Below are 26,243 nucleotides of genomic sequence, written 5' to 3' on the forward strand. Positions count from 1 at the left end.
GGAAAGGCTGAGTTTCCGGTTGCCTGACGGTAGGGGGCCGAGACATACCGCGCGGATTTATGCGATCAGCATAAATTCTGTGCATCGCGAAGCGTGTTACTGAGAACGGAGTGAACAGTAACTGCTGTCGAATGTTGTTGAGATTTTTGGATGAATTTTGAGTGATTTTTATTATAGTATGTGGTATGGTTGTTATATCTTATAAGATCTTTTGTCTGTATGGACATTCTTGGAGCTTCGAGTTCTGAAGCATTTTCCATTTTTGGGTACTGTGAAATTTATGAAAGGCCGGTTTAGGGTGTTTTCATGTTTTATTTGTGTGGTATAATCTATATATACCAGTAGGAGTGTTAATGACTAACAATACTATATTTGATGATGTTTTCCGGACGATAGTGGAAAAGATGACATATCTGACCGTTCCGCTGATCAATGAGGTGTTTCATACATCATATCCGGAAGATGTGAAGATCATGCACCTTAGGAATGAGCATCAGCTTGAGGATGGTGAACTGATCACGGATGCTCGACTTCTGATCGGGGATAAGGTGTACCATATTGAGTGTCAGAGTTCTGATGATACTATGATGGCGATCAGGATGTTTGAGTATGATCTTGCAATTGCCTTGGAGAACAGACGGAGAGTCGGAAGGAAGTTTTATGTAGAGTTCCCGAAATCTTGTGTGATATACTTGAGATCTACGAAGAATACGCCTGATGTTGAGGAAGTGAAGGTTTTGTTTCCGGATGGACAGGTGTGTGTGTACCGGGTTCCGACAGTGAAGATGGAACTTTATACGAAGGATAGTATTTTCGAAAAGAATCTGTTGATGTTGCTTCCGTTTTACGTGATGAGGTATGAAAATGTAGCAGATATATTTGCTAAAGATTCGGAGAAGTTACAGGGATTGTTGATGGAATATGAAGATATCAGGATAAAACTTGAGAGAGAATTTTCAATCACTGGAAGAGCAGGTATGTATACAGATCTTAATAAATTGATCATAAGAATATCGGATTATATTTTTCGAAAAGAAGAAAAAGTCAGGAAAGGAGTGGGTGAAGTTATGGGCGGAAAGGTTTTGCAGCTGGAGTCGGAGCGACTTCGGGAGGAAGGTATGGCTATTGGAGAAGTCCGTGGAAAAGCGGAAGGGAAAGCAGAAGGAAAAGCAGAGGGAGAAGCAAGAATACGAGCCCTGATCAATTGTCTGATCTCGGATGGTCGCGTGGATGAGATACAGAAGATGGCTGATAGTGAGGATGTGTGTAAAGAATTGTACAGGGAATACGGTTTATAAAAAAATGCCGGTGGGGGTTACTCCACCGGCAGATCTCTGTGTTCTACGTTGGTGGAGAATACGATCTGTGTTTTGGTACGGCCGAACTGCTGGAGTTCGTTGATGAAGTGGTCCAGTTCCATGGTGGAGCGGAAGGCTACTTCGATGAGCATGGAGTAATCGCCGGTGACGCAGTTGCATTCGATGACGTTTGGGATGGACTGGATGAAGGGGCAGAAGTCTTTTTTCTGGTTGGGTTCTACTTCCAGGTTGATGAATGCTTTTATATGATAACCGAGAAATACCGGGTTGATCTGGGCGTGGTAGCCTGTGATCAGCCCGTTTTTTTCAAGGTGTTCGATCCTGGCGGAGACAGCGGGGGAGGAGAGGAAGACTTCCTTTGCGATTTCCTTTACCGGGGTGCGGGCGTTTTTCTGAAGCATTTCGATGATCTTTCGGTCGATGTTGTCGAGTTTGTGTTCCATGTGGAATGGCTCCTTTCGATGAAAAAATGTTATTTGCAACTGGTGCAGAGCTGCGTGGGGAAGTGGATTGAAAATATGTATTTCTGTATTGATTATACTGCGCGTGTTGTTACAACACAAGAAACGACTTAATATAAATAAGAAAAATAAAAGAAATTCTTAAAAAGATTAATATAAACTTTTGAAAAACACGGATAATCATGGTTTTCCCTTAAAAGTATTTACAAGCCACAAAGAAAGTGTTAGTTTCTTAGGCATCAGAAAAACAGCTGCTGATAAAAATGAAAATAACAGAATGATTTGTAAACAGTGAATATCCGTCGGACTGAAAAAATGAGATCAGAGGGCGGGCAAATCAGATGTGCACAGGATCAGAAGAAAGAAGAGGGATGACAAAATGACAACAGAAACAAGACTGGAAGCAGATTCAATCGGAACTATGGAAGTGCCTGCAGAGGCTTATTACGGAGTTCAGGCTTTAAGGGCAAAACAGAATTTTCCTATTACAGGTACAAAGCTTCATCCGGTATTTATCAGGAACCTGGCACAGATTAAAAAGGCAGCAGCTATCACTAATAATAATGCAGGGCTTCTTCCGGAGGATAAGGCAGATGCCATTGTCAGAGCCTGTGATGAAGTGATCGCAGGAAAACTGGCTGAGGAATTTATCGTAGATGCCATTCAGGGTGGTGCCGGAACCAGCGCAAATATGAATATGAATGAGGTGATCGCAAACAGAGCCGGTGAGATCCTCGGATGTCCGAAGGGCAGCTATAAAATGGTCCATCCAAATGATCACGTAAACATGGCGCAGTCCACCAATGATGTGATCCCGACGGCCGGTAAGCTTACCGTTCTGGATCTTCTTGCACCTCTGGAAAAAGCACTGGTAAGACTTGAGAAGGAGCTTGCAAAAAAGGCAGAGGAATTCGATGATGTGATCACTATGGGACGTACACAGCTTCAGGATGCAGTTCCGATCCGTCTTGGCCAGGTGTTCCACGGTTATGCGTCTATGGTTTCCAGAGACCGGAAACGTATCGAAAAGGCTCACAGGGAAATGTATACCGTAAACCTCGGAGGAACTGCAGTGGGAACTGCTATCAATGTTTCTGATTCTTATTTTTATAAGATCGTGCCAAATCTGGAAAAGCTTACAGGTTATCCGCTGAAACAGGCCGAGGATCTTTTTGACGCAACAGAAAATCTGGACGGCTTTGTTGCAGTTTCCGGTGTGGTAAAAACCTGTGCGGTGGATCTTTCCAAGATGTGCAACGATCTTCGACTGATGTCTTCCGGCCCGAAAACCGGATTTGGAGAGATCAATCTTCCGGCAAAGCAGAATGGGTCTTCCATCATGCCAGGTAAGGTAAATCCGGTCATTCCGGAGGTGGTAAGCCAGGTTGCTTTCCACATCGTAGGACATGATACCACCATTACCATGGCGGCAGAAGCCGGACAGCTGGAGTTGAATGCTTTTGAGCCGGTTGTATTTTGTAATCTTTTTGAATCCATTACGACTCTGGAAAAAGCAGTGGATACATTGAGCGTAAACTGCATCACAGGAATCACCGCAAACCGCAAACGCTGCAAAGACCTGATGGAAAGCAGTGCAGGAATCGCAACGGCTCTTTGCCCGCATATTGGCTACAAGGCGTCTGCAACCATCGCAAAAACTGCAGTAAAAACCGGCAAATCTGTCCGGGAACTTGTTCTGGAACAGGAGATCATGACTGAGAAAGAGCTGGAAGAGGTTCTTGATCCGTATCTGATGACAGAAGTCGGAGAAGAGCGGAAAGAGGATGAAGCAAGAAGGAAAGCCTGCTGAGAACGGAGTGAACAGTAACATCGACAGGAATAAGATATCAATGAATACACACAGGAGACTTGTCACAGTGCAGGTCTCCTTTTATAATGGAAGAAATGCGATAAGAAAAGAAGGGAAAGATACATGCTTAAACGAACAGCCATCCGGGCACTTTGTAATACAACGGCATATCAGAGAGGTCTTGATATTTATCGTACCGGAAAGAGGATCCAGTCGCTGGATATTAAGTCGGAAGGAGCTGTGGATAAAATATCTGCAGCAGTGAAGGGAAGTGGGCGTAATGTATACAATACAGGCTTTCAGTATGATACAGAAGCGGACCGCATAAAGGAAGCATACTGTGACTGCCCGGCCTTTCGCAGCTATTCCGGGATCTGTAAGCATTGCGTGGCAGTGCTTCTGGAATATGGAGACCGTAAGGCCTATGAGCGTGTGGAAATCCGCAGACAGCAGGATGAGGAACAGAAGCAGGCAGAGTTATTCAGCGGAACAGCATTTCCGGCTGCTTTATCCGGACCAGGGCAGCCTGCAACGAAAACCACCGTTGAGCTGAAAAGCCTCCTTAATCGCCAGCTATACAGCCGTATGCTTCCGTTTTCCGGGGATCCGTATTTTGGCAAGGTGGAGCTGGAAACCTGCCTGAAATTTAATTCTGTGAGAAATTGCTTTACCGTGGAATTCCGTGTTGGCTGTGAGAAAAAATATATCCTTAAGGACGTGTTGGCCTTTGTGTGGAATCTGGATCATAATGAGAAGGTTTCTTATGGAAAAAATCTGGAATTTATCCATTCAGATGAAGCCTTTTCAGAAGGATCCAGAAGCGTGCTGGCCTTTATCCGGGAATGGGTCGAGAATCATCACGGCACTTACATGTCCAGATATGAACAGCTGAAGGATATAGCTGTGGAAAAGGTGAGGGATCTTACCGTTGACAGAAAAGAACTTGAGGATTTGCTTCTTATACTTGGCGAAAAAAGTTTCAAGTTCAAAATGAACAATGATCCGGAAACAACATGGTATTCTGTCAGAGAAATTCCGGACAGGACGCTGATGATCCGGAAGAAGGATCAGGGGTTATCTCTTGAGATCGCGCCGGTATACAGTGTGACAGGCATACGGTATCATATGTATTTTGATAATGCGAAGGTATATCTGGTTTCCAGGCAGGAGCTTGGAGCAGTGGAGGAATTTGTTGCCTGTCTGGAGCGGCTTCCTGCAGGCCGAGGCTTTATTGATGAACCGGATGTGCCTGCGTTTGTGCGTGAGCTGCTTCCTTCTCTGAAAAAATTTTTTCACTGTGATCTCAGGGATTTCCCGGAAGAAACAGGTCTTGAATGCTACAAGGCTGCATATGAGATCTATCTGGATGCGCCGGAGCGTGACTGGATCACCTGTAAGGCATTTTCTGTTTACGGGAAGGATAAATTTTCGGTTTTTGACCGAGATGTGTCTGCCCGCACCAGGGATATTCCAGGAGAGATGAGGGTGTTTGCACTGCTGTCGAGGTATTTTAACGGGTATGACGCACAGCGGCTGGAGCTGGCCCTGGACTGCCGGGCCGGGAAGACGGAGAAGCCGTTTGTAGAAGAGGTACCTGTGGATATGAACAGCGCAGATATTAATTCAGTACTGCATATTCAGGGACGGGAAAGTGCGACAGATTCTGAAGAAAAACTCTATCAGCTTCTTACCGAAGGCATCCCCGCCATGCAGAAAATCGCAACCGTCTATATTTCCCAGTCCATCAAACAGATGAGGGTAACAAAACTGCCAAACATCCGTCTTGGTGTTTCTCTGTCAGCCGGACTTCTGAACCTGGATCTGGATGTGGAGGGGATGGATCAGGCGCAGCTTTTTGATATTCTTTCCAGGTACGATCGCAGGAAAAAATATTTTCGCCTGAAGGATGGCAGCTTTCTGGATGTTTCCGATGGTCAGCTCAGGGAGCTTTCTGCTCTGAAAAATGGACTGCAGATCAGTGATCGTGAACTGAAAAAAGGAAAGACTCAGGTTCCGGCCTATCGTGCTATGTATCTGGACAGTCAGCTGAAGGGCGGCGATCTGATCAAAGTAGAGAAGGATAATGCCTTTCGTGCGTTGATCCGGAACATGCAGACAATGGAAGAACATAAATTTCAGATTCCCAGGGAGCAGGAAAAAATCCTCCGGGGCTATCAGAAAGAGGGCTTTTACTGGATAAAAACTCTGAAGCATAATCAGTTTGGAGGAATCCTGGCAGATGATATGGGACTTGGAAAAACCCTCCAAGTGATCACATTTCTCTGGTCAGAATTTCAGGAATCTGCGCCGGGAGAAAATAGACGTGCCCTTGTGATAACGCCTGCTTCGCTGGTGTTTAACTGGATGAACGAGATCGAACGTTTTGCGCCGGGACTTCCGGCTACCGTTGTGACTGGTGATGTGAAGGAGAGGAAAGCACTGATCAAAAATGCGGGAGAACGGGAGGTTCTGATAACCTCCTATGACCTTCTGAAACGGGATCTGAAGGCTTATCAGAACTTGGATTTTGCTGTGCAGATCATTGATGAGGCGCAGTATATCAAGAATCACGGAACTCAGGTGGCAAAGGCTGTGAAGGAGATCCGGTCGGAATTCAGGCTTGCGCTGACTGGTACACCGGTGGAGAACAGGCTCAGTGAGCTGTGGAGTATTTTTGATTTTCTGATGCCGGGATTTTTGTATTCTTATGAGAAATTCCGCAAGGAAATAGAGCTTCCAGCTGTGCAGTACAGCAATTCCGATGCGATAGAGCGTCTGCAGAAAATGATCCGTCCTTTTGTGCTGCGGAGATTGAAGAGGGATGTGCTGAAGGATCTTCCGGATAAGCTGGAAAAAGATATGTTTTCCCCGTTGGAAAGCGAGCAGAAGGAGCTGTATGAGGCCCATACGGAACGGCTTCGCCTGATGCTTGGGATGCAGTCGGATGCGGAGTTTCGCACTTCTAAACTGCAGATCCTTGCAGAGATCACGAGGCTGCGGCAGATCTGCTGTTATCCGGGACTGGTATATGAAGGATACAAAGGGAATTCTTCCAAGCTGGAGATGTGCATGGAGTTGGTTCAGAATGCGGTGAATGGCGGACATAAGCTCCTGTTGTTTTCCCAGTTTACTACCATGCTGGATGTGCTGGCTGTCCGTCTGAAAAAAGCAAAGATTTCTTTTTATATGCTGACGGGGGCTACTTCCAAGGAAAAACGGGCGCAGATGGTACATGCATTTAATGAGGATGATACTTCTGTTTTCTGCATTTCTCTGAAAGCAGGAGGAACAGGCTTAAATCTTACTGCGGCAGATATCGTGATCCATTATGATCCCTGGTGGAATCTTGCCGTGCAGAACCAGGCCACAGACCGCGCCCACCGCATCGGTCAGCAGAACGTTGTCAGTGTCTACCGCCTCTTTATGAAAGACACCATAGAAGAACGAATCCGGGCTCTTCAGGAAAGAAAACGGGAACTGGCTGATGAGATCTTAAGCGGCGAGGGAATCGGCCAGGCTTTGATCAGCAGAGAGGAAGTACTGGAGCTGCTAGGCAGGTAAAATTCTTAACTGAATCAAGTAAGTTCCCTGCTTCAATTACGAAAAGCAATACGCAGTGAGGGGACTTGCTTGTATCGGGAAGAATGCAGGCTGTGAATATCCGCCTGACTCAACAAAAACACCCCCGATGGAAATCGCGTGTGTAAATCACATACGATATCCGTCAGGGGTGTTTTATTTAAAGTTTTATTTTATGCAAAAAACTTATCGTACAGACCAAAGAAGAAGATAAACAGAATGATCAGCGGCAGGATATAAGTGATGTATCCGCGCATCCATTTCCGGATCTTCATGCCTTTTCCGGTGTTGGCTTCTTCTGTGAAGTTTTCCCAGCCCCAGCCCCGTTTGGAAACACAGAAAAGCAGGTATACAAGAGAACCAAGCGGGAGCAGAATGTTGCTTACCAGAAAATCTTCAAGGTCGAGAATTGCGCCGCCGAATACCTTGAGCCAGTCCCAGGACCATACATTGTATCCAAGTACGCATGGCAGAGACAGAAGGATGATGGCGATGGCATTTACAAGACTGGATTTTTTTCGGCTCCAGCCGGTAAGCTCCATACCGCAGGAAATAATATTTTCAAATACAGCCAGGATGGTAGAGAAAGCTGCAAATGACATAAAGATGAAGAACAGGCTTCCCCACAGTCTTCCAAGCGGAATGTGGTTGAAAATATTCGGCAGTGTGATGAAGATCAGGCTCGGTCCGGAAGTCTGGTCAACATTGAATGTGAAACATGCCGGGAAAATAATAAGTCCGGAGGTGATCGCAACAAAAGTATCCAGAAGCGCAATATTCATGGATTCACCAAGCAGTGCATGATCTTTTCCGATGTAGCTTCCGAAGATAGCCATTGCGCCGATACCAAGACTAAGAGTAAAAAATGCCTGGTTCATGGCACCGGTGATGGTGGAAATGATACCGATCTCCTTCATGCGTTCAAAATCCGGGATCAGGTAGAATTTCAGTCCCTCTTTGGCACCATCCATGGTAAAACTGTTGATGGCAAGAACAACCATGATCACCAGAAGAGAGATCATCATAACCTTGGTAACTTTTTCAAGGCCGTTCTGAAGACCGCGGGAGCAGACAAAAACACCTGCAATAACAACAACGATCATCCAGAATCCCATAGTAACGGGCTGGCCAAGCATGTTGGTAAACTGTCCTGCAACACCGTCGGAATCAAGTCCCTGGAATTTACCGGTGGCTGTCATATAGAAGTAATTCAGCATCCAGCCTGTAACAGTGGTGTAAAACATCATCAGGAGATAACATCCGATCAGAGTGATATATCCATGGATGTGCCATTTCTGTCCTGGTTTTTCCAGTGCGTAATATGCTTTGACAGGACTCTTCTGGCTGGCACGTCCAACAGAAAACTCCATAGTCATAACAGGAAGTCCAAGAAGGGCCAGGAAGATCAGGTAAAACAGTACGAATGTGCCGCCACCGCCCTGTCCGGCCATGTAAGGGAATTTCCAGACGTTTCCGATTCCGATGGCACAGCCAGCAGAAATCAGAATGAATCCCAGACGGGATCCAAGTTTTTCTCTTTCTTTCATAACTCACCTCATTATTGCAGTATGGTAAACTGCTATTTGTATAAAGTCGCAGGTTTTATCTTAACACATTCCGGGATATTGCACAATAAAAAGAACTTGCATTTTACATAAAACATATGTTAGAGTAAAATGTAATTTTAATGAGATGAAGCGGTGAAACGTTACGCTTTAATGAGATAAAGATCATGTGCCGATAGAACCTGGATAACTGTTCTTTTCAGTCAGGGATACAAAGTTTTTTGGAGAGATTCCGTAATATTTCCGGAAACATTTGCTGAAATATCCGGAATCAGAAAATCCGCATAAAGAAGCTACATTTTGAATGGAAGGGCTGTCTTCCAGAAGAAACTGTCTGGCTTTTTTCATGCGGCAGACATTGATATAAGAGGTAAGTGTAACTCCGGATTCCTGACTGAATACAGCAGAGAGATGCTGGGGATTGACAAAAAAATGGGAAGCAATAGTTTCAAGACGAAGATCCGTCTGATTAAAATTCAGACAGATATATTCCTGAACCTGGGACACAAGAGCTGACTTCCGCGGATCTTTTTCATCAGCAAGGGAATCCAGAACTGCTTTGCAGGTAGACTGGAGCAGTTGTTTTAATTGCAGGGCACTCTGGCAGTTCTGGTAAGTATTCAGGGCGTTTTCCAGAAGAGGAAAAAGTGTTTCACGCTGACTGCACTCCGTGATAAAACCGTCAAGTACAGTAAGAAAAGCAGCAGTTACACTCCAGGTCTGCCGGATGTGGATTTTTTTTGTGATGATATCGTTGAAATATTCATCAATATATTTACAGAGAGCCGATGAATTTTGCTGGCGCAGAAAGATCAGGATATCATCATAAACCAGAGGCTTTAATGTAAAATCAGCGGAATGGGACTGGGGCGTGAAATAAAGAAATCCGGAAGAAGACGCAGTTCTGTTATGAAAAACAGAAAGAGCCTCTTCATAGGAATAACGGATTCCTTCCACGCCTTCATGAGGTGTTCCGCAGCAGAAAAAAGTGGAAATCTGTGCAATATTATCATATATCCCGGCAAGTCTGAGACAGGATTGTTCCAGATCGGCAAAAGAAAAATCAGAGCTTTTTTCCATGATGATATACTGTCTCATCTGAGAATAGTCAATGTAAATAAGCTCTTTGCACACAGGCTGTAAGATTTCTCTGCATATATTTTCCAGGATAGTGTGGAGCAGAGAAAAATCACCTTTTTCATCCCATATTTCCGGATTGGCACTGTGGATCTCCATAAGAATAGTAAGATAACCGGAAGTTTTATGAACCGGAATTTTTTCCAGATCATCCGGGGAAATGGTTGTTCCACTGATCACTTTCTGGAAGAAATTAAGCTGCATTTGTCGTGTATACAGATCGCGGAACTGAAAATAATTATTCACATAACTGTTTCTGGAATTTTCCTGATCGATCTCGTCACTTACTTTCTGGAGTGTCTCCATAAGCTCCCGGTGATCCAGTGGCTTCAGGAGGTATCCGCGGACCTGAAGAGAGATGGCTTTTTTGGCATAGTCAAAATCTTCGTATCCTGTGGAAAGGATGAATCTGGTATGACAGTCTGTTCCAAGAGCTGCAATCATATCCAGACCGCTCATAACCGGCATGGATATATCCACAAGGGCAATATCGGGTTTGACATTTTCAATAAGCTGGATTCCGGCCTGTCCGTTATTAGCTTCCCCTGCAATGTTATAAATGTTTTGTTTTTCAAGAAAATTGATCAGAGATTTTCTGAAAAAAATTTCATCGTCAATAATTACGAGTGTTTTCAATTTATATTTCCCCCTCAATCAGATTTTTTTGTCAGGTATTACTATGGTTACAGTGGTTCCCTTTTCAGGTGAACTTTCGATGGTGAGTCCGTAATTCTCACCGTAGAGAAGAGCAATCCTGTGGTTGATACTTGGAAGCCCGAAAGAATGTCGGGCAGTTTTGAAGTCTCTGATAGAACGGTTAAGTTCGGCAAGTTTTTCCGGCGGGATACCGGAACCATTATCAGAAACAGAAATACAGATGGTACCATTTCTGATAGAAACATTTAAGTGAATATGGCTCATCTGGCTGGTAAGTCCGTGGACAAAAATATTTTCCACAACAGGCTGTATGGTCAGCTTAGGTATCTCTGCCCCATGATCCTCCCAGGACGGCTCATAGGTGATCTCGTAATCAACAAAATCCATATACCGCAGATTCTGGATATAAAGATACTGTTCTGTAAGAAGCAGCTCCTGGCGCAGAGGAATGATAAACTGTCCCTTTGAAAGAGAGTTTCTGTAGAAAGATGACATGGCAGACACTGCTTTTACTGCGGTATCATTCATGTCAAGTTCTATGAGAGACTTGATGGTGTTTAAAGTATTATAAAGAAAATGGGGATTGATCTGGGACTGTAAAAGACGTATTTCCATTTTCTGTTTGGCATTTTGTTCCTCATAGATATCGTTAAGTAATGTCTGGATCTTCTGCATCATAAGGTTAAACTGGTTATAGAGAACTGCAAGTTCATCATTTGAAGAGTAACTGGCAGAAATATTCAGCTTTCCGGCAGACGCAGATTTCATTTTTTCTACAAGTCTCTGTATAGGTGCGGTGACAGTACCTGTACATAATATGGAAAAAAATACAGATAAAATAAACACTACAATGCTGATCAGAAGAATATTGTGCAGGATCACCATATGATCCAGAGGCAGACTTTCCAGAGGAATCAGGTTGATCACATTCCAGTTCAGGTCAGGATAGGATTTGCAGATAAAAAGAGTGTTAGTGCCGTCTACGGAAAAAAACTGCCTGTAGGTTTCTGTCAGGGTTTTATAATTCTCTGAACTGATTTTTGTATAGGATGAGAAGTCTTTATAAATACCTTCGGATGAAGAAGAGGAAAGTATCTGTCCATTTTCATCAGTAATATAGAAATCCCTGGAAGAGCTGTCCGGAAGGTCGCGGAATGCAGAGGAAATATTTGTTTCTCTGATCAGAAGGACCAGGGCGCCCAGATATTTGGTGTTATCAATGTTTGTAATGCTTTTTAAGGCTACAAAGGTTGGCTCCCCGCTTATCTGGAAGGGTCCGAGAAACTGAAAAGCCAGATTAGTCTGAAGGCTGTCAAGGACTTCGGGATCTAAAATGGAATCAAGCTGATCTGTTTCTGTGGTACTGCTGTGAAACCAGTGGTTTTCTGTATCCAGGATATCCCAGGCATAGATGTTTTTGTGAAGTCCGATGATACGCTGGGCCTGGTCTGTAAGTTCGGAATTTACCAGAAAATGTTCCAGTGTGTTTTCGGGAACTGTGGGGTTTTCTTTTAAAACATCGGCGATATTGCTGTTGATGGAAAGGGTGATGGCATAGTTTGATATATGATCGATCTTTTCTCCAAGGTTGCTGGTGATCAGGGATAGCTGCTGCTGGCTGGAAAGTGCGGCACGCTTGATCAGTACTTTTTTGGATGCAGTATAAAAAAACACGGAAGTAAGCATAAGTATCAGAGAACTGAGCAGCAGATATGTAATAAAAAGCCTGCGTTTCAGACTGATTCCTAAAAATAATTGAAACGCCTTTTTTTTCAGATTTTCTATCATGGAATCCCCCTCCTGATTTTATTGGCTACATTATATAATAAGGGAAAAATTCTCACAAGTGTTGGGAAATTATTGGAGAAAATATTCCAGGTACAGCGAAGATTTTCCATGTATTTTTCCGGACGGATTTAATATAATGGTCTCATCGATAAGGAAAGCGGAACAAAATATTCAATCCGGATGAATAGAAATGTACCAAAAGGAGGACGAAAATGAAATTAAAAAAAGTGATGGCTGCTACACTTGCCACAATGATGTGTCTCTCTTCATTCAGCATGATGAATGTGTGGGCAGATAAAAAAGAGGATTCCGAACCACTTGTGATCAATTATATCAGTGCCAGAGGCGAAACAGATGCAGCGTTAAAAACATTGAAGAAGCTTGCAGAAGATTACAAAAAAGATCACCCGGATTTTGAATTCAATGTAGAGTCTATTGCAGACAGAGAAACATATCTTCAGAAGATCAAGATCCTTGCATCCAGCAATGAGTTGCCGGACTGGTTTGATGCAGATCCGGAGGCATTTTTTGAAGGCCTTTGCAAAAAAGATCTGATCTACAGTGTGGATGACCTTTATGATGAACTGGGTATCAAAGACAAGTTCTTTGATATTGCACTGAATTATCCGAAACTCAGCGACGGAAGCAATTACCTTATGACCTGGCAGGGAAATGTAGAGTATTTCTGGTATCACAAAGACATGTTTGAAAAAGCCGGAATTACTGAAACACCCCAGACACTGGAAGATCTCCTGGATGTGTGCAAGAAGCTGAAAGATGCGGGAATGACCCCGATATCCGCAGGAAATTACGACATGATCATGCGTTATCCGGCATTTAAGGCTTTCAGACTGGAAGGAAATGACTTCATTGACAATGCAAGAATGGGAAAAGAAAAATTTAATTCTGAGACAGGTATCGCAACAGCCCAGTATACACAGGATATAGCCCAGTATTTCAGTGAAGGATGGACAAGTTCAGATACTACCGCGCAGATGGATCTGTTTCTGAACAGTGGTGCGGCAATGTTATACACCGGAACATGGGATACACCGGATCTTACAGATGATGAGGGAAATCTTAAAGATGATATTTCCATGTTCAAACTTCCTGTAGACAGCGAGGGAACCGCTACGGGAGAAAATGATTACTATGCGAATTGTGGAATCGGAACTGCCATTCTCAAGGATTCCATGAGTGATGAGATGAAAGATTTCATCAGTTATGTATGGGATAATTTTGCTGATACGGCAATGTATGAGTTCAATATGCTTCCATCCATGATGCCAAGTGATTCGGAGAAGCTGCCGGAGCTTACACAGCAGATTTTAAGTGATCTTGAGAACTGTGGCACTTTTGCCCAGTGCTGGGATGTTCGTCTGGATCCTTCTACAAACGAGGTTTACAGAAAAGAGCTGGCAAGCCTTGGAATGGGAGAATCAACTCCTGAAGAGTTCTGTGAAAACATGGACAAAGCTGTAGAACAGTATGCATCTGATTATTTTGACACTGAAGAATAACTGATAGAATGCGCAGATGCGGAATTTTATCTGCATCTGCGTATGAAAGGGGAGAGGATATGAAGCCCAGAAATAAAATCCAGCCTTTACCGTTTGTTCTTCCTGCACTGTTCATATATATTCTTACTGTTATCATCCCAATTCTGTGGTCAATGGGTTACAGCCTTTTTTCCTGGAATGGAATCGGTGATATGAAGTTTATCGGACTGGAAAATTATGTGAGGATGTTTCAGGATGAGACATTTCGTGAGGCTGTTGTAAATAATCTTAAATTTGTTGTACTGGGAAGTCTGTTCCAGTTATGTGCAGGACTGATCCTGGCGATTTTGCTTACACATATTTCCAAGGGTGGAAATATTCTGCGGGTTATTTATTTTATTCCATGTATCATTTCATCTATGGCGATCTGCCAGATTTTTTCCAAAATGCTTTCTGTCCAGCCCCAGGGCCTGGTTTGCTATGTGATGGAAAAACTGGGAATGGAACCTATCGCTTTGCTGGCAAATTCCCATACAGCGCTGATTACCATAACCCTGATCGATGGATATAAATACTGTGGTCTGTACATGATCATTTTTTATTCCGCATTTGTATCCATATCAAAGGATGTGATCGAGGCATCTACAATGGATGGCTGCAATGTTTTCCAACAGTATCGTTACATAAAGCTTCCGCTGGTGAAAAATATATTCAGCATTGTCATTGTAATGCTTGTAAATGGTTGTCTGAAAACCTTTGATGTATTCTATATTCTTGACAATAAATCCAGATCAACAGAGATGGTGGCAACTTATATGTATAAAACTGCTTTTAATTCGGCTGACTTTGGCTATGGAAGTACATTGTCCGTTTTTCTGGTCATTGAATGTCTGGTAGCAGTAGGGATTATACAGAAATGCCTGGGATCGGCGAAAGGAGATGGGTCAGAATGATAAAATCAAGAAAAAATATACCTATTCGTGCTGTGTTCTATGTAGTGATCCTTATTTTTGTCATGATACAGGTCTACCCTATTTTCTGGGTTGTCTGCTCCAGCCTGAAAACACCGGATGAAATGACATATACTGCACAGTATGCTCTGCCATCAGGATTTTATCTTGGAAACTATATCAGCGCACTGACGATCTCATCCATTCCAAGATATTTTCTTAACAGTACGGTTGTGGCAGTTCTCACACTTCTTGGCATCGTAGTCCTGGGATGCCCGGTTGCATTTGTGATCAGCAAGGTAAAGGTAAAATATGCCAATGCACTGATGGCATTTTTCCTGTTTGGAATGATGGTGCCTATTTTTTCCTGCCTTATACCCATGTTCCAGATTTATAACAGGATCGGACTGAGAAATACATACTGGGCACTGGTGCTTCCGCAGATCGGGTTCGGACTTCCAATGTGTATCTATCTTTACACCGGATTTTTTAAATTTATGCCGGATTCTCTTCTGGAAGCAGCAGTTATTGACGGTGCCACAATGGGAACCACATTCCGCAAGATCGTGGTACCTATGGCTAAAAATACTACAATGACAGTTCTTACATACAATTTTGTTTTTGTATGGAACGAATTTACATATGCCAATACATTTATCTCATCTTCTGATATGAAAACTCTGCCAATTGGCCTGAATGACTTTGTGGGGCAGTTCGGAAGAGTGGACTGGGGAAGTACATTTGCGGCGATCGTAATATCGATCCTGCCTACACTGATCGTGTATTTTATTCTTAACAAAAACATAATCGAAGGTATGGCTGCAGGTGCGGTCAAGAGTTAGGAGGCTGAAATGGAAACAAGGATTGAATTAAAACAAGGATGGAAAATTTTGCAGGATGTTCATGATACAGGGGAAAAGATCGGGCTTTATGCTGCCAGGGAAGCGGATACTTCCGTAGGTTCCCAGGTGTCTGAATGGGAGGAACTGGAGGAACTGAAACATCTGCAGCTTATCTATGCCAGACAGCCATATTTCGGGCGTGAACTGAGATATTTCAATCAGGCGCCCTGGTGGTACAAAACAGAGTTTGAAGTTCCGGATCAGAAAGTTACAGATGCTGTCCTTAAATTTACCAATGTTGATTATTATGGAAAAGTATGGCTTAACGGAGAATTTCTTGGAGAGCATGAAGGATATTCCGCTCCATTTTCCTTTAATGTAAAAGATAAGCTTGTTTTTGGAAAGAAAAATTATCTCATTGTAAAGGTAAGTTCTCCATGGGATGATGAGGTGGAGCTGGATGCACAGGATTCCAGAACCCACCTGGTAAAAAGAAATATGGTAAAAGGTACCTACGAACATTCTGATACATTTATCCAGAGAGATGTAAATCCTGTAGGAATCTACGGAAAAGTGGAACTGATCCTGACAGAAGAAGGTGTTCTGGAAGATCAGACAGATCTGAAGTATAAACTGGATCCGGATGTAAGGAAAGCAGACGTATATGTGGAAACTGAAGCGCGAGGTCTGAAATCCGGGGAGACATATGATTTTAATGTAAAGATCCGGGAAAAAGAGTCCGGTCTTATAAAGACAGAAAAAACTGTTCAGATAATGGCAGAGAAAGCAGAGACAGGTTTTAAATGTGAGCTTAAAGTGGAAGATGTCAGACTGTGGTCCACATGGGATCATGGTTATCCCTGGATGTATCAGGCAGAACTTACGTTAAGCAGGGGAAAAGACATACTGAGCAGCAGAACAACGAATTTTGCTTTTCGGGACATTCAGATTGAGCGTAATGAAAAAATAACAAGATTCTGGCTTAATAACAGGAAACTGTATATAAGAGGAACCTCTTATTTTCCGGATTGTTATATTTCTGCAATGACAAAGGAACGGTACCTGAGAGATCTTCTTAATATAAAGGCGGCAGGTTTTAATCTGGTACGAGTACATGTCCACACAGAGCAGGAAGTTTTTTATGATCTGTGTGACGAGCTGGGAATTGCAGTTTTTCAGGATTCGGAGTACAACTGGACGCATCCTTCAACAGATGAATGGGCGCAGAGATTTGCAGATGTTTACAGAGAAAATGTGAAACTTCTGAAGCATCATCCGTCTCTGATCTGCTGGATCATTATGAATGAACCGGGATGTATTGATCCGGATGGAAATGTGAGAAGGAGATTTATGGAGGAAAATCCGGGACCTGCTTTGTACAGGGAAGTACAGAAGATGGATCCGGGCAGACCGATCATCAAGGGTTCTTTCTGCGAAGACGATCTGCTTAGCGGGGACAGCCATAATTATCTAGGTTCTTTATGCGGTGGAGAATATGCAGATATTTATGAGCAGACAGAAAAGCTGAATACAGAGTACGGATTTGATGCACCGGGCAGCAGTGAAAATCTGAAAACTGTTCCGGCGGTATATCATCGTCTGGAAAAACTGGTGGATGATATCCCGAAGATCCAGGAATATCAGTATAAGCTTCTGAAATATTATACAGAGCATTACAGAATCCAGAAATATGAACCTTGCTCAGGATATATACAGTTTATGTTTATCGATCTGTGTCCTCAGAGCTTCTACGGATTATATGACTGGTGGGGAATTCCCAAAAAGGGTCTTCAGGCTATACTGGAAAGCAACGCACCAGTGGGTGCTTTTGCAAAGCACAAAGATTATCTGGACAGTCTGTACATTGTAAATGATACAGATGGAGCTCTGGGAGAGTGTGAACTTACATGGATCATTACAGAAACATTGAACGGAGAACTGGTGGAAAAGGGAAGTGTTAAAGTAGAAGTTCCGGCAGACAGCCGTGTCATGGTAAAAACCTTTGAGAAAGAATACGGAAAAGGCAAGAAGTGGAACCTTACACTAATTCTTTCTGATAATAGCGGTAAATGTATGGCAAAGAATACCTATCAGGATATCTGTACTTTGCTTTCAAGAGTTGATGGGCATCCGGACCGTATGAGCCATGAGTTTGGAATGAGACTCTACTGGGCCTGAGATATCCGTAGCTCACAGGCACTTTCATCCTTGACTTGTGTCAAAAATCACAACATGTTATACTTTGTGTATAAAGGAAGATTTTCGGCGTGGAAGGAGCGATATTATATGCGTTTACAGAAAGTACAGGATGCCCTGAACAAAAAAAATATCAAATTCGAATACACAGAGGAAGATGGTTGCGGAAGTCTGGATTTCATGTTCCGTGGACTGAAATTCCATGTATGGGAATACGAGGACAACGGTTGGGGTGCCGAGACCAATATTTATGCGGCTGGAAGAAGTGAGGACATTGACGGAGATTATGAAGAGAAGATTTCTGCAGAGATTCTTTCCTGGCCAGATATGATCAATAACTGAATATAATAATATTGAATAAAGTGGCTGTAACTGAACGAATACGCTCAGTTACAGCTACTTTTTATCGGAGAAAAGTTTTCTGAAGAACTATAGCTGTACGTTCAGGTATTCACTGGGAGATATCTGACAGTTCTTTTTAAAAACCTTGCTGAAGTAATTTCCATTGCTGAAACCAAGATGCCAGGCAATGTCGTCGAGAGTCATATCCGTAGACGGCAGAAGCCGTTTCGCCTCGGTGAGCTTCAACTGCATAGTATAGGAAAAAAGATTCTGACGTTTTTTTAAAACAATCTGGACAGATGCTCCTTACTTAGAAAAAAAGATTCTGCAATATCGGCCAGGGAGATATTTTCCAGATAATGTGCATTGATATAATCAAAAACGTCACCGATTACCTTACTGGTGAACGCAGAGCAGGCTTCAGTATGTAATCAATAACACCGGCCTGGATCGCAAGTCTTGTATATTTGAAATCGCTGAATCCGCTGATCACACTGATTTTGCTGTCGATGTGAAGTTCTTCCAGATTTTTTAAGAGCTGTGTTCCGTCCATGACGGGCATTTTCATATCTGTGATAATAATGTCAGGATGCTCTTTGAGAATGATCTTCAGGCCATCTTCGGCATTATCTGTTTCCAGAAGATCACTGTTTGCTCGGATTTATCCCATGGTGTTTTGAACTTCCGGATAAGGGATATGAAGAAGCTTGGGAGCAGATTGTGAATCCGGAAGGTTTTGCCTCCCCCTGTGGCCCTACAACTGCGGAACAGAGACATCCACGGTACGGATATGAACAGGCAGATTATGAATGTCTGTGGAACGGTCCATCCTAGCCATTTTCAACGACACAGACACTGACAGCAATGGCAAATCTTCTGAAAGATTATCCGCAGACTTATGTGACAAATATGGTCTATCTGGAATGTTTTTGGTTGTTGCTGAAAAAGATTTCATGGTTCAGGATTCCACATCAGTGACCCTGATCTCATCCTGGAATCCGTCCGTATAATGCAGCTCATAATCCTCTGTGATAAATACAGCCTGCACGCCTTTTTTCTCTGCAAATTTCAGTCCGTCCTCCAGACCAAGGGCGAAACAGGTGGTGCTTAAGGCATCGCCGTCTACAGACTGGTCGGAGATGATCGTCACAGAGATCAGGCCGTTATCATAAGGATAGCCGGTTTGGGGATTCAGGATATGATGATATAATTTTCCGTTCTGCTTAAAGCACCTCTCATAAATCCCGGAGGATACAACGGATTTTCCGGTGATATCCATAACAGCCTCTGTTTCGTTGCGATCTGCAAAGGGCTTCTGGATGCCTACTTTGAAGGGAGTGCCGTCAGGCTTCGAGCCGATGCAGAGGACATTGCCGCCAAGGTTGATGATAGCACTGTTTACGCCTTTTTTTACCAGAAAATCTTTCAGGCGGTCTGCAATATAGCCTTTGGCAATGGCGCCTACATCGAACTGGATGTCATCAGAGGGAAGTGTGATATCCTGCCCGTCAATGGTGACGCCGTTGGAGCTGCACAGGGGGAGAACTTTCTGAATATCTGCATCATCCGGAACCTTCGGATCTTCTGCTGTGAAATCCCAGAGAGAGGTCAAAGGCGCAATGGCGATGTCAAAGGCACCGTCGGATTCCCTGGTGATATCGAGTCCTTCGGAAAGCAGAGAGGCAAGGTCTTCAGATATATGCCAGGTGTCTGCTGTGCCGCTGACCGGATATGGAGTAGTCTGCCCGTCAGCATTGGGATCTTTATCCGATGTATCTTTGCGGTGATTTAATTTATAAAGCTCGCTTTTCTCATTTGTCCGGCTGAAGACCAGCTCATATTTATCGCACAGTGCCAGACAGTCATCCAGGAGAGCTTTATCCTGAGAATCGTAAATTGTGATCTGCACAGCTGTATTCAATTTGATACTACTGATACTGATGGGCTGATTTCCGGTGGTGGATGTATCTGCATCAGTGATATTTCCGCAGCCTGTGAAAAGGAGCATTGGACAGACAAGAACTGTGCACAATATTAAATAGAAGAAACGGGAATGCGAGCGGCTTCTTTTGGAATGAAAAAAATAAGTTGACATAATATTCTCCTGCTTTCTGATTGACTGGCCTGACTGAAGAGCATTTATTTGATGCAAATCTATGTAGTACATGTGGATGGGGTTATTCATTTAACCGAATCAAGTAGCGACGCGGATTGCGAATATCTGCCTGACTGACATCAGACAGATTTATGAAATCTCATTATACCATGTATTTCTGAAATCAGAAAGGCATATGCCTGTCGTAAAAATCATTGTATTTTGCAATAATATAAGATATAATTTCTCCGAAAAAAGAACATATTTGCTATGGATGATATGGATCCGAATGATTGACCGGATTTTTTACAGATAAAAGGAGAAATTTTTTATGATAAAAGTAATTGCAAGTGATATGGACGGCACACTTCTTGGTGATGACCACAGGATTGCGCCGGAAACCCTTGCGGCGATCAGGCGTGCCTGCGATGCAGGAATCCGTTTTATGGTTGCCACCGGCCGGAATTTCCCCGGTGCCATGGAGGAACTGAAGGGAACAGAGCTGACCTGTGATTATGTGGTGAGCAGTGGTGCTGAAGTACGGAATCCGCAGCAGGAGGTTGTAAAGAGAACACCGATCTCTATTGAACTGTGTGACGAGGTCTACAATACGGCAAAAAAATACCCGGTATCTGTGGCATTTTTTACGGATCGCTACGATTACCGTATTGGAACAAAGAAGGAAATTGAAGACGGGATCATTCAGCAGATCCGCCTTTTTAATATGGACATAGATACCAGTGAGGAAATCGTCCGGAAGTCGCCGCAGTACCGCAGGATCGCCGGAAATACGAAAGGGATTTCCGATATCCGTTCTCTGGAAAGCAGCGGTGCGCCGGTATATAAGATCTTCATTTTTGCGGCAGATGTGGAGCAGCTGGAGAAACTCGGCGATGAGCTGAGAGAAAATCCGGCTGTTGCGGTAGCTTCTTCTTTTATATATAATCAGGAGGTTACAGCAGTGGAGGCACAGAAAGGTCCCGTTCTGAAAGAATATATTGAAGCTCTGGGATATACCATGGATGAGGTAATGGTTCTTGGTGACAGTCTTAATGATTATTCCATGATCTCTATGGATTTCGGCGCAACCGTTGCAATGGAAAACGCAGTTCCGGAGATCAAAAAGGCAGCAAAATACATCACAAAGAGCAACAATGAGTTTGGTGTGGCTTATGCTATCAATCAGGTTTTGGAACATCAGGGAAAATAGTTTTACCCCTTTTGAAAAAGTGTCATATATATTATAATGTAGAAGGATGAATACAGAAAAGCGAAAGGATTACGTTCTTGGGTATAAAGCAGAATGGGATGAGAATGTTCGCTTTACAAAAAACACAGACAAAGAGAGGAAATCACGATGGAAAAAATGGAAAATGTTTATATTATGGATCACCCGCTGATCAAACACAAAATTTCAATGCTCCGTGACAAAAGCACAGGAACAAACGAGTTCCGTAAGTTGGTGGAGGAGATCGGAATCCTGATGGGATATGAGGCACTTCGTGATCTTCCTACAGAGGAAGTGGAAATCGAGACACCGATAGAAACCTGTAAGACACCGATGATCTCAGGCAAGAAGCTGGCAGTGATCCCGGTCCTCCGTGCAGGACTTGGAATGGTAAACAGCATTCTCACACTGGTGCCGTCTGCAAAGGTCGGACATGTGGGACTTTACCGTGATCCGGTAACACATGAGCCCCATGAGTATTACTGTAAGCTTCCGGAATCTATTGACGAGCGTATTTCAGTGATCGTTGATCCGATGCTTGCAACCGGCGGTTCTGCCGAGGCTGCCATTGATTTTGTCAAGAAACAGGGCGGAAAGAATATCAAGTTTATGTGCATCATCGCAGCTCCGGAGGGACTGAAACGTCTCCATGAGGCGCATCCGGATGTACAGATCTACTGCGGCTCCCTTGACAGAGAGCTCAATGAGAATGCTTATATCTGCCCGGGACTTGGTGATGCCGGTGACAGAATTTTTGGAACAAAATAATTTTTTTAAAAACTCAAAAAAATACTTGACACACCCGGCACTGTTATGGTATTGTACCTAAGAACGCTGCCGAAGACAGTAGGTGCCGTAAGGCATAAGGATTAAAACGCCTACCGAGGTCCAAGTATTCTGAGTTAAGATTACACAAGGCCTTATTGCGAAGCAGTAAGGTCTTTTTTTAAACAGATTGACTTATTGCGACGGCGGTATACAAAATCTATAAGGAGGTGTACCATTTCATGGCAAAAGTAGAACTGAAACAACCAATCGTAGAAGAGATTTCTAACAGCATTAAGAACGCTGAGTCTGTTGTACTTGTAAACTACAGCGGTCTTACAGTTGAGCAGGATACAATTCTTCGTAAAGAGTTAAGAGAAGCTGGTGTTCAGTACAAGGTATACAAGAATACCATGATGCGTCGTGCATTCGAGGGTACAGCATTTGAGAGCCTCAGTGATCATTTACATGGCACAAATGCGATCGCTATCTCCGAAACAGACGCAACTGCTCCGGCAAGAATCCTTGCTAAATATGCAAAACAGTTCCCGGCACTGGAGCTGATCGCAGGTGTAGTTGAAGGTAACTACAATGATCAGGCCGGAATTCAGGCACTGTCCACAATTCCTTCAAGAGAGGAACTTCTTGGAAAACTGCTTGGAAGTATGCAGTCTCCGATCGCAAACTTCGCTCGTGTGCTTAATCAGATCGCAGAGCAGAACGGCGGAGCTGACGCAGCAGCTGCTGAGTAATCCCAGCAACGTGCAATTGGCGGCATAATGACCGCATGATTATTAATTAAAATTTATAAATGGAGGGAAATTAAAATGGCAAAATTAACAACAGAAGAATTTATTGCAGCAATCAAAGAATTATCTGTATTAGAGTTAAATGACCTTGTAAAAGCTTGTGAGGAAGAGTTCGGTGTTTCCGCAGCAGCAGGTGTTGTTGTAGCAGCAGCAGGTGCAGCAGGCGAGGCAGCTGAGGAGAAAGATGAGTTTGACGTAGAGCTTACAGAGGTTGGCGCTAACAAAGTTAAAGTTATCAAAGTTGTTCGTGAGGTTACAGGTCTTGGACTTAAAGAGGCTAAAGCTATCGTTGATGGTGCTCCGAAGGTTGTTAAAGAGGGCGCATCCAAAGCTGAGGCTGAGGACATCAAAACTAAACTCGAGGCTGAGGGAGCTAAGGTTACACTTAAATAATCCAATCAGATCAGAAGTTTTAAAGGCTGTTGTGACTGCCGGTTTACCGGTGGCGCAGCAGCCTTTTTGCCATACCTGATAGAACTTGCAGCTGGTGATGAAGCATAACAGAAAGTGAGATTGGAATATGAAAAGAAAGATTGCAGCCTGTTTTCTGGCAGGCGTGCTTGGAATGACCGGAATTCCTGTTCCGGCGGCAGCGACGCAGACAGTTTCCTCTAAAAATACGGTATCTTCCGTAAAAGCTGCAGATCCGCTGACTGCGATACAGGAACAGGCCAGTGCCATGGATGCCCAGGAGCAGCTGGAAGAAGAGGAAGAGATGCCTGCCCAGGATCCGGATCCGCTGGTTCTGGATAACGGAAATGTAGTTCCTGCATCGCAGGCTTCCTGGGTGAAGGAGGAAGGCGACGAGACAGCGGCAGTTTTTGATGCCCGGAATGATTTTTCTGACGGAGCTTCGGAAGAAGAGGAAGTTGTGGAGGAGCCTGTCCTGTCTGCTGCGCCGGAATCGGAAGCGGCAGAGACAGATATGGAAGCTGCCGGGGCAGAGTCTGCCGTATCTGTGACGCCGGAACCGGAAACGGAAGAGAAAGCGGAGACTGCTGACACAGAAGAAAACAGTGCTTCGGAAATGACGGACACGGAGGCAGATGGAGAAACAGCTGACGAATCTGCCGGTGCTGCGGAAGTTTTTTCGGATGAGACCGAGGAGACTTCTGTGGAGCTTCAGATGGAAGCAGGAGAGGAGACGGAGGTTTCTGCCGGTGCATCCTCAGAAGAAACGGAGGACTTCTATGACCAGGAGGACTTTTCCGCAGGGGAGGCTTCCCAGGGTGACCTTGGAACATATCAGGAGGAAACGCTTGCTGTGGAAGATGGCCAGGACATTACAGCTCCGCTGAATACTCTGTTTCTTCAGCTGAAGGATAAGGCCACAGAGGAAACACCCTATAAGATTATTATCCCGCCGGGAAATTACCAGCTGACAGGAACCCTCTGTATGTACAGCAATATGTATCTGTATGCAAGGGGTGCGGTCATCACAAAAACCTCTGCGACCAAGCATCTGATCCTGCGTCTTGGAAACACAAAGGATTCCCAGGGCGGATATGACGGATACCAGAATATTGTTATTGATGGAGGAACCTGGGATTATAATTACCAGTGCGTGGCGGACAAGGATGCACCGGGCGGTTTTGTCGGCTTCTGCATTGGCCATGCCAGAAATGTTACCATCAAAAATGCTACATTCCTTAATAATCTGAAGTCTCATTTTCTGGAATTTGGCGGTGTGAAAAATGCCAGGATCACAGGCTGCACCTTCAGCGGTTATTACAAAAATTACGTAGGCGGCGGTCAGGAGTGCATCCAGATCGACTGCTGTACAGATGAGACGAATGTTTTTCCACAGTACCGGCCTTACGATGGAACTACCTGCGAGGATTTTGTTGTTGATGGAAATGTATTTTCAGATGTTTTTTCCGGGGTGGGAACTCACAGCATGATGTCCGGAGAAACCTATAAGCGGATCACGGTTACCAACAATACCTTCCATAATATAAAAAAACGCTGCATAGAATTTATGAATTATGAAGATGCTGTTGCAGAGAACAACACCATGGTAAATGTGGGAATGGGTGTGGATGTTATATCCGCAAGCAAAAATGTTCATCAGACCCAGGGCTATGAAGGCGGACCGGATACCCAGAAGGACAGAGACATCCGGATCGCCGGCAACTATATCAGCCTTGCAAAAACCTCCAGCATCGGCGGAGTGGCATGGGTCTGCAGCGGTGTTCATATAGAAGGCTACGAGATGAAGGCAGAGGGTGCCATTCCAAAAGGGATGTATCCGGTAAAAGGTGTAACGGTGGAAGATAATGAGATCTCGGGATACGGAAACGGAGTCAGTATTTCTCTTGCAGATACGGACACAGTAACCGGAAACCAGATAAAAATGAAAAAAACTTCTGCATATTCCAATCTGGGTATTTATGCGAAGGATGCCAGAGGAACGGTGATCACCGGAAACACGGTTTCGGGAACTGCCAATGCGGGAATCTATATTAATGAAGCGAGATATGCCAAAGGCTCCGGAGAGAAGAATCTTGTCAGTGACAACGGAGTTTCGGCTGCAGGCGGAGACGGAATATATCTGCAGTCAGTAAACGCGGCTTCCACTGCGGAGAAAAATACGGTGAAATCAGCCGGAGGATCCGGAATCCGGGTCAGATCCGGAGGAAACATCAGCATTCTCGGGAATACATGCGCTTTAAACAAAGACCACGGAGCAAAGATCGAATATACCACAGGAAGTATTCGGGTAAAAAATAACAGCTTTTACTCAAATGTAAAAAGTGGTCTCATGATCTGGAAAGCCAAAGCTTCGGAGATTTCCGGAAACCGCATGTACAAAAACAAAGGAAATGGCGTTTATGCATATAATTCTGTCATCACTGCCATGAAATCCAATTCCTTCAACGGAAACGGAAAAGCACAGGCACTGTATGCAAAGGACTGCAAAGGCTGGAGCAGCATCAACAGACCGTCCGCGCAGAAGGTTACGGAAAAGAGCACGGCTATAACCGGAAAGGCAGCTGGTAGCAGAACAGTTACCGCATACACCGTCCGTTCCGGAAAAACTGCAAGACTTGGAGGGGCTGCAGTGGACAAAAACAGCCGTTTCACTATTAAAATAAGAAAACAGAAAAAGAATACCGTACTGAAGCTTGTGTCAAAAGACAGATACGGCAACGCAGTAACGGTAACGGATAAAGTGAGATAAATAAGAAGCTTCTATTCTGT

The 26,243-nt window shown here is 44.0% G+C and carries 21 protein-coding genes and 1 other annotated feature; of the genes, 14 read left to right on the forward strand and 7 right to left on the reverse strand.

What is annotated here, in order from left to right:
* The first annotated feature begins 353 nt into the window (after nt 1-353).
* Nucleotides 354-1,298: an RpnC/YadD family protein gene (locus DWX61_RS00130; RefSeq protein WP_118623170.1), complete on the forward strand. Its 945-nt coding sequence runs from the start codon at nt 354-356 to the stop codon at nt 1,296-1,298.
* Between the two features lie 17 nt (nt 1,299-1,315).
* On the opposite strand, the gene DWX61_RS00135 is transcribed toward DWX61_RS00130, so the two are convergent.
* Entirely contained in the window at nt 1,316-1,762 is a 447-nt protein-coding gene (locus tag DWX61_RS00135; protein ID WP_118512732.1) for an Lrp/AsnC family transcriptional regulator, read from the reverse strand.
* Nucleotides 1,763-2,159: 397 nt separating this feature from the next.
* Between DWX61_RS00135 and DWX61_RS00140 the strand changes: the two genes are divergently transcribed.
* Together DWX61_RS00140 and DWX61_RS00145 are read left to right on the forward strand one after the other, a co-directional pair.
* A complete protein-coding gene (locus DWX61_RS00140; protein WP_118623172.1) occupies nt 2,160-3,590 on the forward strand; it encodes an aspartate ammonia-lyase in 1,431 nt (476 codons plus the stop codon).
* Between the two features lie 123 nt (nt 3,591-3,713).
* Nucleotides 3,714-7,151 (forward strand): DEAD/DEAH box helicase, encoded by a 3,438-nt coding sequence (locus DWX61_RS00145; protein ID WP_118623174.1) that lies wholly within the window; start codon nt 3,714-3,716, stop codon nt 7,149-7,151.
* 191 nt (nt 7,152-7,342) lie between these two features.
* Here the strand turns inward: DWX61_RS00145 and DWX61_RS00150 are convergent, their stop codons facing one another.
* The 3 genes from DWX61_RS00150 to DWX61_RS00160 all read right to left on the reverse strand — a co-directional run bounded on the left by DWX61_RS00150 (nt 7,343) and on the right by DWX61_RS00160 (nt 12,316).
* Nucleotides 7,343-8,716: a sodium-dependent transporter gene (locus tag DWX61_RS00150; protein ID WP_110103604.1), complete on the reverse strand. Its 1,374-nt coding sequence runs from the start codon at nt 8,714-8,716 to the stop codon at nt 7,343-7,345.
* A 183-nt stretch (nt 8,717-8,899) separates the two neighbouring features.
* Nucleotides 8,900-10,507, reverse strand: coding sequence for a response regulator (locus tag DWX61_RS00155; protein WP_182433919.1), 1,608 nt, complete (start codon nt 10,505-10,507; stop codon nt 8,900-8,902).
* Nucleotides 10,508-10,525: 18 nt separating this feature from the next.
* Entirely contained in the window at nt 10,526-12,316 is a 1,791-nt protein-coding gene (locus DWX61_RS00160; RefSeq protein ID WP_118623176.1) for a sensor histidine kinase, read from the reverse strand.
* Nucleotides 12,317-12,528: 212 nt separating this feature from the next.
* Between DWX61_RS00160 and DWX61_RS00165 the strand changes: the two genes are divergently transcribed.
* From DWX61_RS00165 to DWX61_RS00185, 5 genes are all read left to right on the forward strand, one after another.
* Nucleotides 12,529-13,836 (forward strand): ABC transporter substrate-binding protein, encoded by a 1,308-nt coding sequence (locus DWX61_RS00165; RefSeq protein WP_114001823.1) that lies wholly within the window; start codon nt 12,529-12,531, stop codon nt 13,834-13,836.
* A gap of 59 nt (nt 13,837-13,895) precedes the next feature.
* Nucleotides 13,896-14,768, forward strand: a complete 873-nt coding sequence (locus tag DWX61_RS00170; protein ID WP_110103600.1) for a carbohydrate ABC transporter permease — start codon at nt 13,896-13,898, stop codon at nt 14,766-14,768.
* Nucleotides 14,765-15,607 (forward strand): carbohydrate ABC transporter permease, encoded by an 843-nt coding sequence (locus DWX61_RS00175; RefSeq protein ID WP_118623178.1) that lies wholly within the window; start codon nt 14,765-14,767, stop codon nt 15,605-15,607. The genes DWX61_RS00170 and DWX61_RS00175 overlap by 4 nt, the downstream gene beginning before the upstream one ends.
* A 9-nt stretch (nt 15,608-15,616) precedes the next feature.
* The gene (locus tag DWX61_RS00180; RefSeq protein ID WP_118623180.1) at nt 15,617-17,785 is read left to right on the forward strand and encodes a glycoside hydrolase family 2 protein; all 2,169 of its coding nucleotides are present in this window, start codon (nt 15,617-15,619) and stop codon (nt 17,783-17,785) included.
* 108 nt (nt 17,786-17,893) lie between these two features.
* On the forward strand, nt 17,894-18,145 hold the full coding sequence (locus DWX61_RS00185) for a hypothetical protein (protein ID WP_044961921.1): 252 nt from the start codon (nt 17,894-17,896) through the stop codon (nt 18,143-18,145).
* 87 nt (nt 18,146-18,232) lie between these two features.
* Here the strand turns inward: DWX61_RS00185 and DWX61_RS00190 are convergent, their stop codons facing one another.
* Both DWX61_RS00190 and DWX61_RS00195 read right to left on the reverse strand, forming a co-directional pair.
* On the reverse strand, nt 18,233-18,436 hold the full coding sequence (locus DWX61_RS00190; protein WP_270426856.1) for a helix-turn-helix domain-containing protein: 204 nt from the start codon (nt 18,434-18,436) through the stop codon (nt 18,233-18,235).
* Between the two features lie 100 nt (nt 18,437-18,536).
* Nucleotides 18,537-18,806, reverse strand: a complete 270-nt coding sequence (locus tag DWX61_RS00195) for a response regulator (protein WP_118512726.1) — start codon at nt 18,804-18,806, stop codon at nt 18,537-18,539.
* Here DWX61_RS00195 and DWX61_RS00200 point away from each other — a divergent pair.
* A complete protein-coding gene (locus DWX61_RS00200) occupies nt 18,797-18,979 on the forward strand; it encodes an MGH1-like glycoside hydrolase domain-containing protein (protein ID WP_118512725.1) in 183 nt (60 codons plus the stop codon). The two genes, DWX61_RS00195 and DWX61_RS00200, sit on opposite strands and share 10 nt — an antisense overlap.
* 124 nt (nt 18,980-19,103) lie before the next feature.
* On the opposite strand, the gene DWX61_RS00205 is transcribed toward DWX61_RS00200, so the two are convergent.
* Nucleotides 19,104-20,240 carry an FAD:protein FMN transferase gene (locus DWX61_RS00205; protein ID WP_118623182.1) on the reverse strand — a complete coding sequence of 379 codons (1,137 nt, stop codon included), beginning with the start codon at nt 20,238-20,240 and terminating at the stop codon, nt 19,104-19,106.
* Nucleotides 20,241-20,571: 331 nt separating this feature from the next.
* Here DWX61_RS00205 and DWX61_RS00210 point away from each other — a divergent pair, with 331 nt between their 5' ends.
* From DWX61_RS00210 to DWX61_RS00230, 5 genes are all read left to right on the forward strand, one after another.
* The gene (locus tag DWX61_RS00210; protein ID WP_118623184.1) at nt 20,572-21,450 is read left to right on the forward strand and encodes a Cof-type HAD-IIB family hydrolase; all 879 of its coding nucleotides are present in this window, start codon (nt 20,572-20,574) and stop codon (nt 21,448-21,450) included.
* A 156-nt stretch (nt 21,451-21,606) separates the two neighbouring features.
* On the forward strand, nt 21,607-22,236 hold the full coding sequence (upp, locus tag DWX61_RS00215) for a uracil phosphoribosyltransferase (protein WP_118623620.1): 630 nt from the start codon (nt 21,607-21,609) through the stop codon (nt 22,234-22,236).
* A 51-nt stretch (nt 22,237-22,287) separates the two neighbouring features.
* Nucleotides 22,288-22,424, forward strand: a sequence feature (ribosomal protein L10 leader region).
* A gap of 51 nt (nt 22,425-22,475) precedes the next feature.
* Nucleotides 22,476-22,985: a 50S ribosomal protein L10 gene (rplJ, locus tag DWX61_RS00220; protein ID WP_118512722.1), complete on the forward strand. Its 510-nt coding sequence runs from the start codon at nt 22,476-22,478 to the stop codon at nt 22,983-22,985.
* Between the two features lie 75 nt (nt 22,986-23,060).
* Entirely contained in the window at nt 23,061-23,435 is a 375-nt protein-coding gene (gene rplL / locus DWX61_RS00225; protein ID WP_015526302.1) for a 50S ribosomal protein L7/L12, read from the forward strand.
* 127 nt (nt 23,436-23,562) lie between these two features.
* Entirely contained in the window at nt 23,563-26,223 is a 2,661-nt protein-coding gene (locus DWX61_RS00230; protein WP_118623186.1) for a right-handed parallel beta-helix repeat-containing protein, read from the forward strand.
* Nucleotides 26,224-26,243: the final 20 nt, after the last annotated feature.

Origin of the sequence: Ruminococcus sp. AF20-12LB (assembly GCF_003478985.1) — a bacterium.
GTDB lineage: Bacteria > Bacillota > Clostridia > Lachnospirales > Lachnospiraceae > Blautia_A.

Excerpts from the sequence above, each read along its gene's own strand:
- DWX61_RS00210 (WP_118623184.1), top strand. The coding sequence starts at position 20,572 with ATGATAAAAGTAATTGCAAGTGATATGGACGGCACACTTCTTGGTGAT.
- DWX61_RS00135 (WP_118512732.1), bottom strand. The coding sequence starts at position 1,762 with ATGGAACACAAACTCGACAACATCGACCGAAAGATCATCGAAATGCTT.
- upp (WP_118623620.1), top strand. The coding sequence starts at position 21,607 with ATGGAAAATGTTTATATTATGGATCACCCGCTGATCAAACACAAAATT.
- DWX61_RS00130 (WP_118623170.1), top strand. The coding sequence starts at position 354 with ATGACTAACAATACTATATTTGATGATGTTTTCCGGACGATAGTGGAA.
- rplJ (WP_118512722.1), top strand. The coding sequence starts at position 22,476 with ATGGCAAAAGTAGAACTGAAACAACCAATCGTAGAAGAGATTTCTAAC.
- rplL (WP_015526302.1), top strand. The coding sequence starts at position 23,061 with ATGGCAAAATTAACAACAGAAGAATTTATTGCAGCAATCAAAGAATTA.
- DWX61_RS00165 (WP_114001823.1), top strand. The coding sequence starts at position 12,529 with ATGAAATTAAAAAAAGTGATGGCTGCTACACTTGCCACAATGATGTGT.
- DWX61_RS00150 (WP_110103604.1), bottom strand. The coding sequence starts at position 8,716 with ATGAAAGAAAGAGAAAAACTTGGATCCCGTCTGGGATTCATTCTGATT.
- DWX61_RS00230 (WP_118623186.1), top strand. The coding sequence starts at position 23,563 with ATGAAAAGAAAGATTGCAGCCTGTTTTCTGGCAGGCGTGCTTGGAATG.
- DWX61_RS00140 (WP_118623172.1), top strand. The coding sequence starts at position 2,160 with ATGACAACAGAAACAAGACTGGAAGCAGATTCAATCGGAACTATGGAA.
- DWX61_RS00185 (WP_044961921.1), top strand. The coding sequence starts at position 17,894 with ATGCGTTTACAGAAAGTACAGGATGCCCTGAACAAAAAAAATATCAAA.
- DWX61_RS00205 (WP_118623182.1), bottom strand. The coding sequence starts at position 20,240 with ATGTCAACTTATTTTTTTCATTCCAAAAGAAGCCGCTCGCATTCCCGT.
- DWX61_RS00180 (WP_118623180.1), top strand. The coding sequence starts at position 15,617 with ATGGAAACAAGGATTGAATTAAAACAAGGATGGAAAATTTTGCAGGAT.
- DWX61_RS00145 (WP_118623174.1), top strand. The coding sequence starts at position 3,714 with ATGCTTAAACGAACAGCCATCCGGGCACTTTGTAATACAACGGCATAT.
- DWX61_RS00175 (WP_118623178.1), top strand. The coding sequence starts at position 14,765 with ATGATAAAATCAAGAAAAAATATACCTATTCGTGCTGTGTTCTATGTA.
- DWX61_RS00160 (WP_118623176.1), bottom strand. The coding sequence starts at position 12,316 with ATGATAGAAAATCTGAAAAAAAAGGCGTTTCAATTATTTTTAGGAATC.
- DWX61_RS00170 (WP_110103600.1), top strand. The coding sequence starts at position 13,896 with ATGAAGCCCAGAAATAAAATCCAGCCTTTACCGTTTGTTCTTCCTGCA.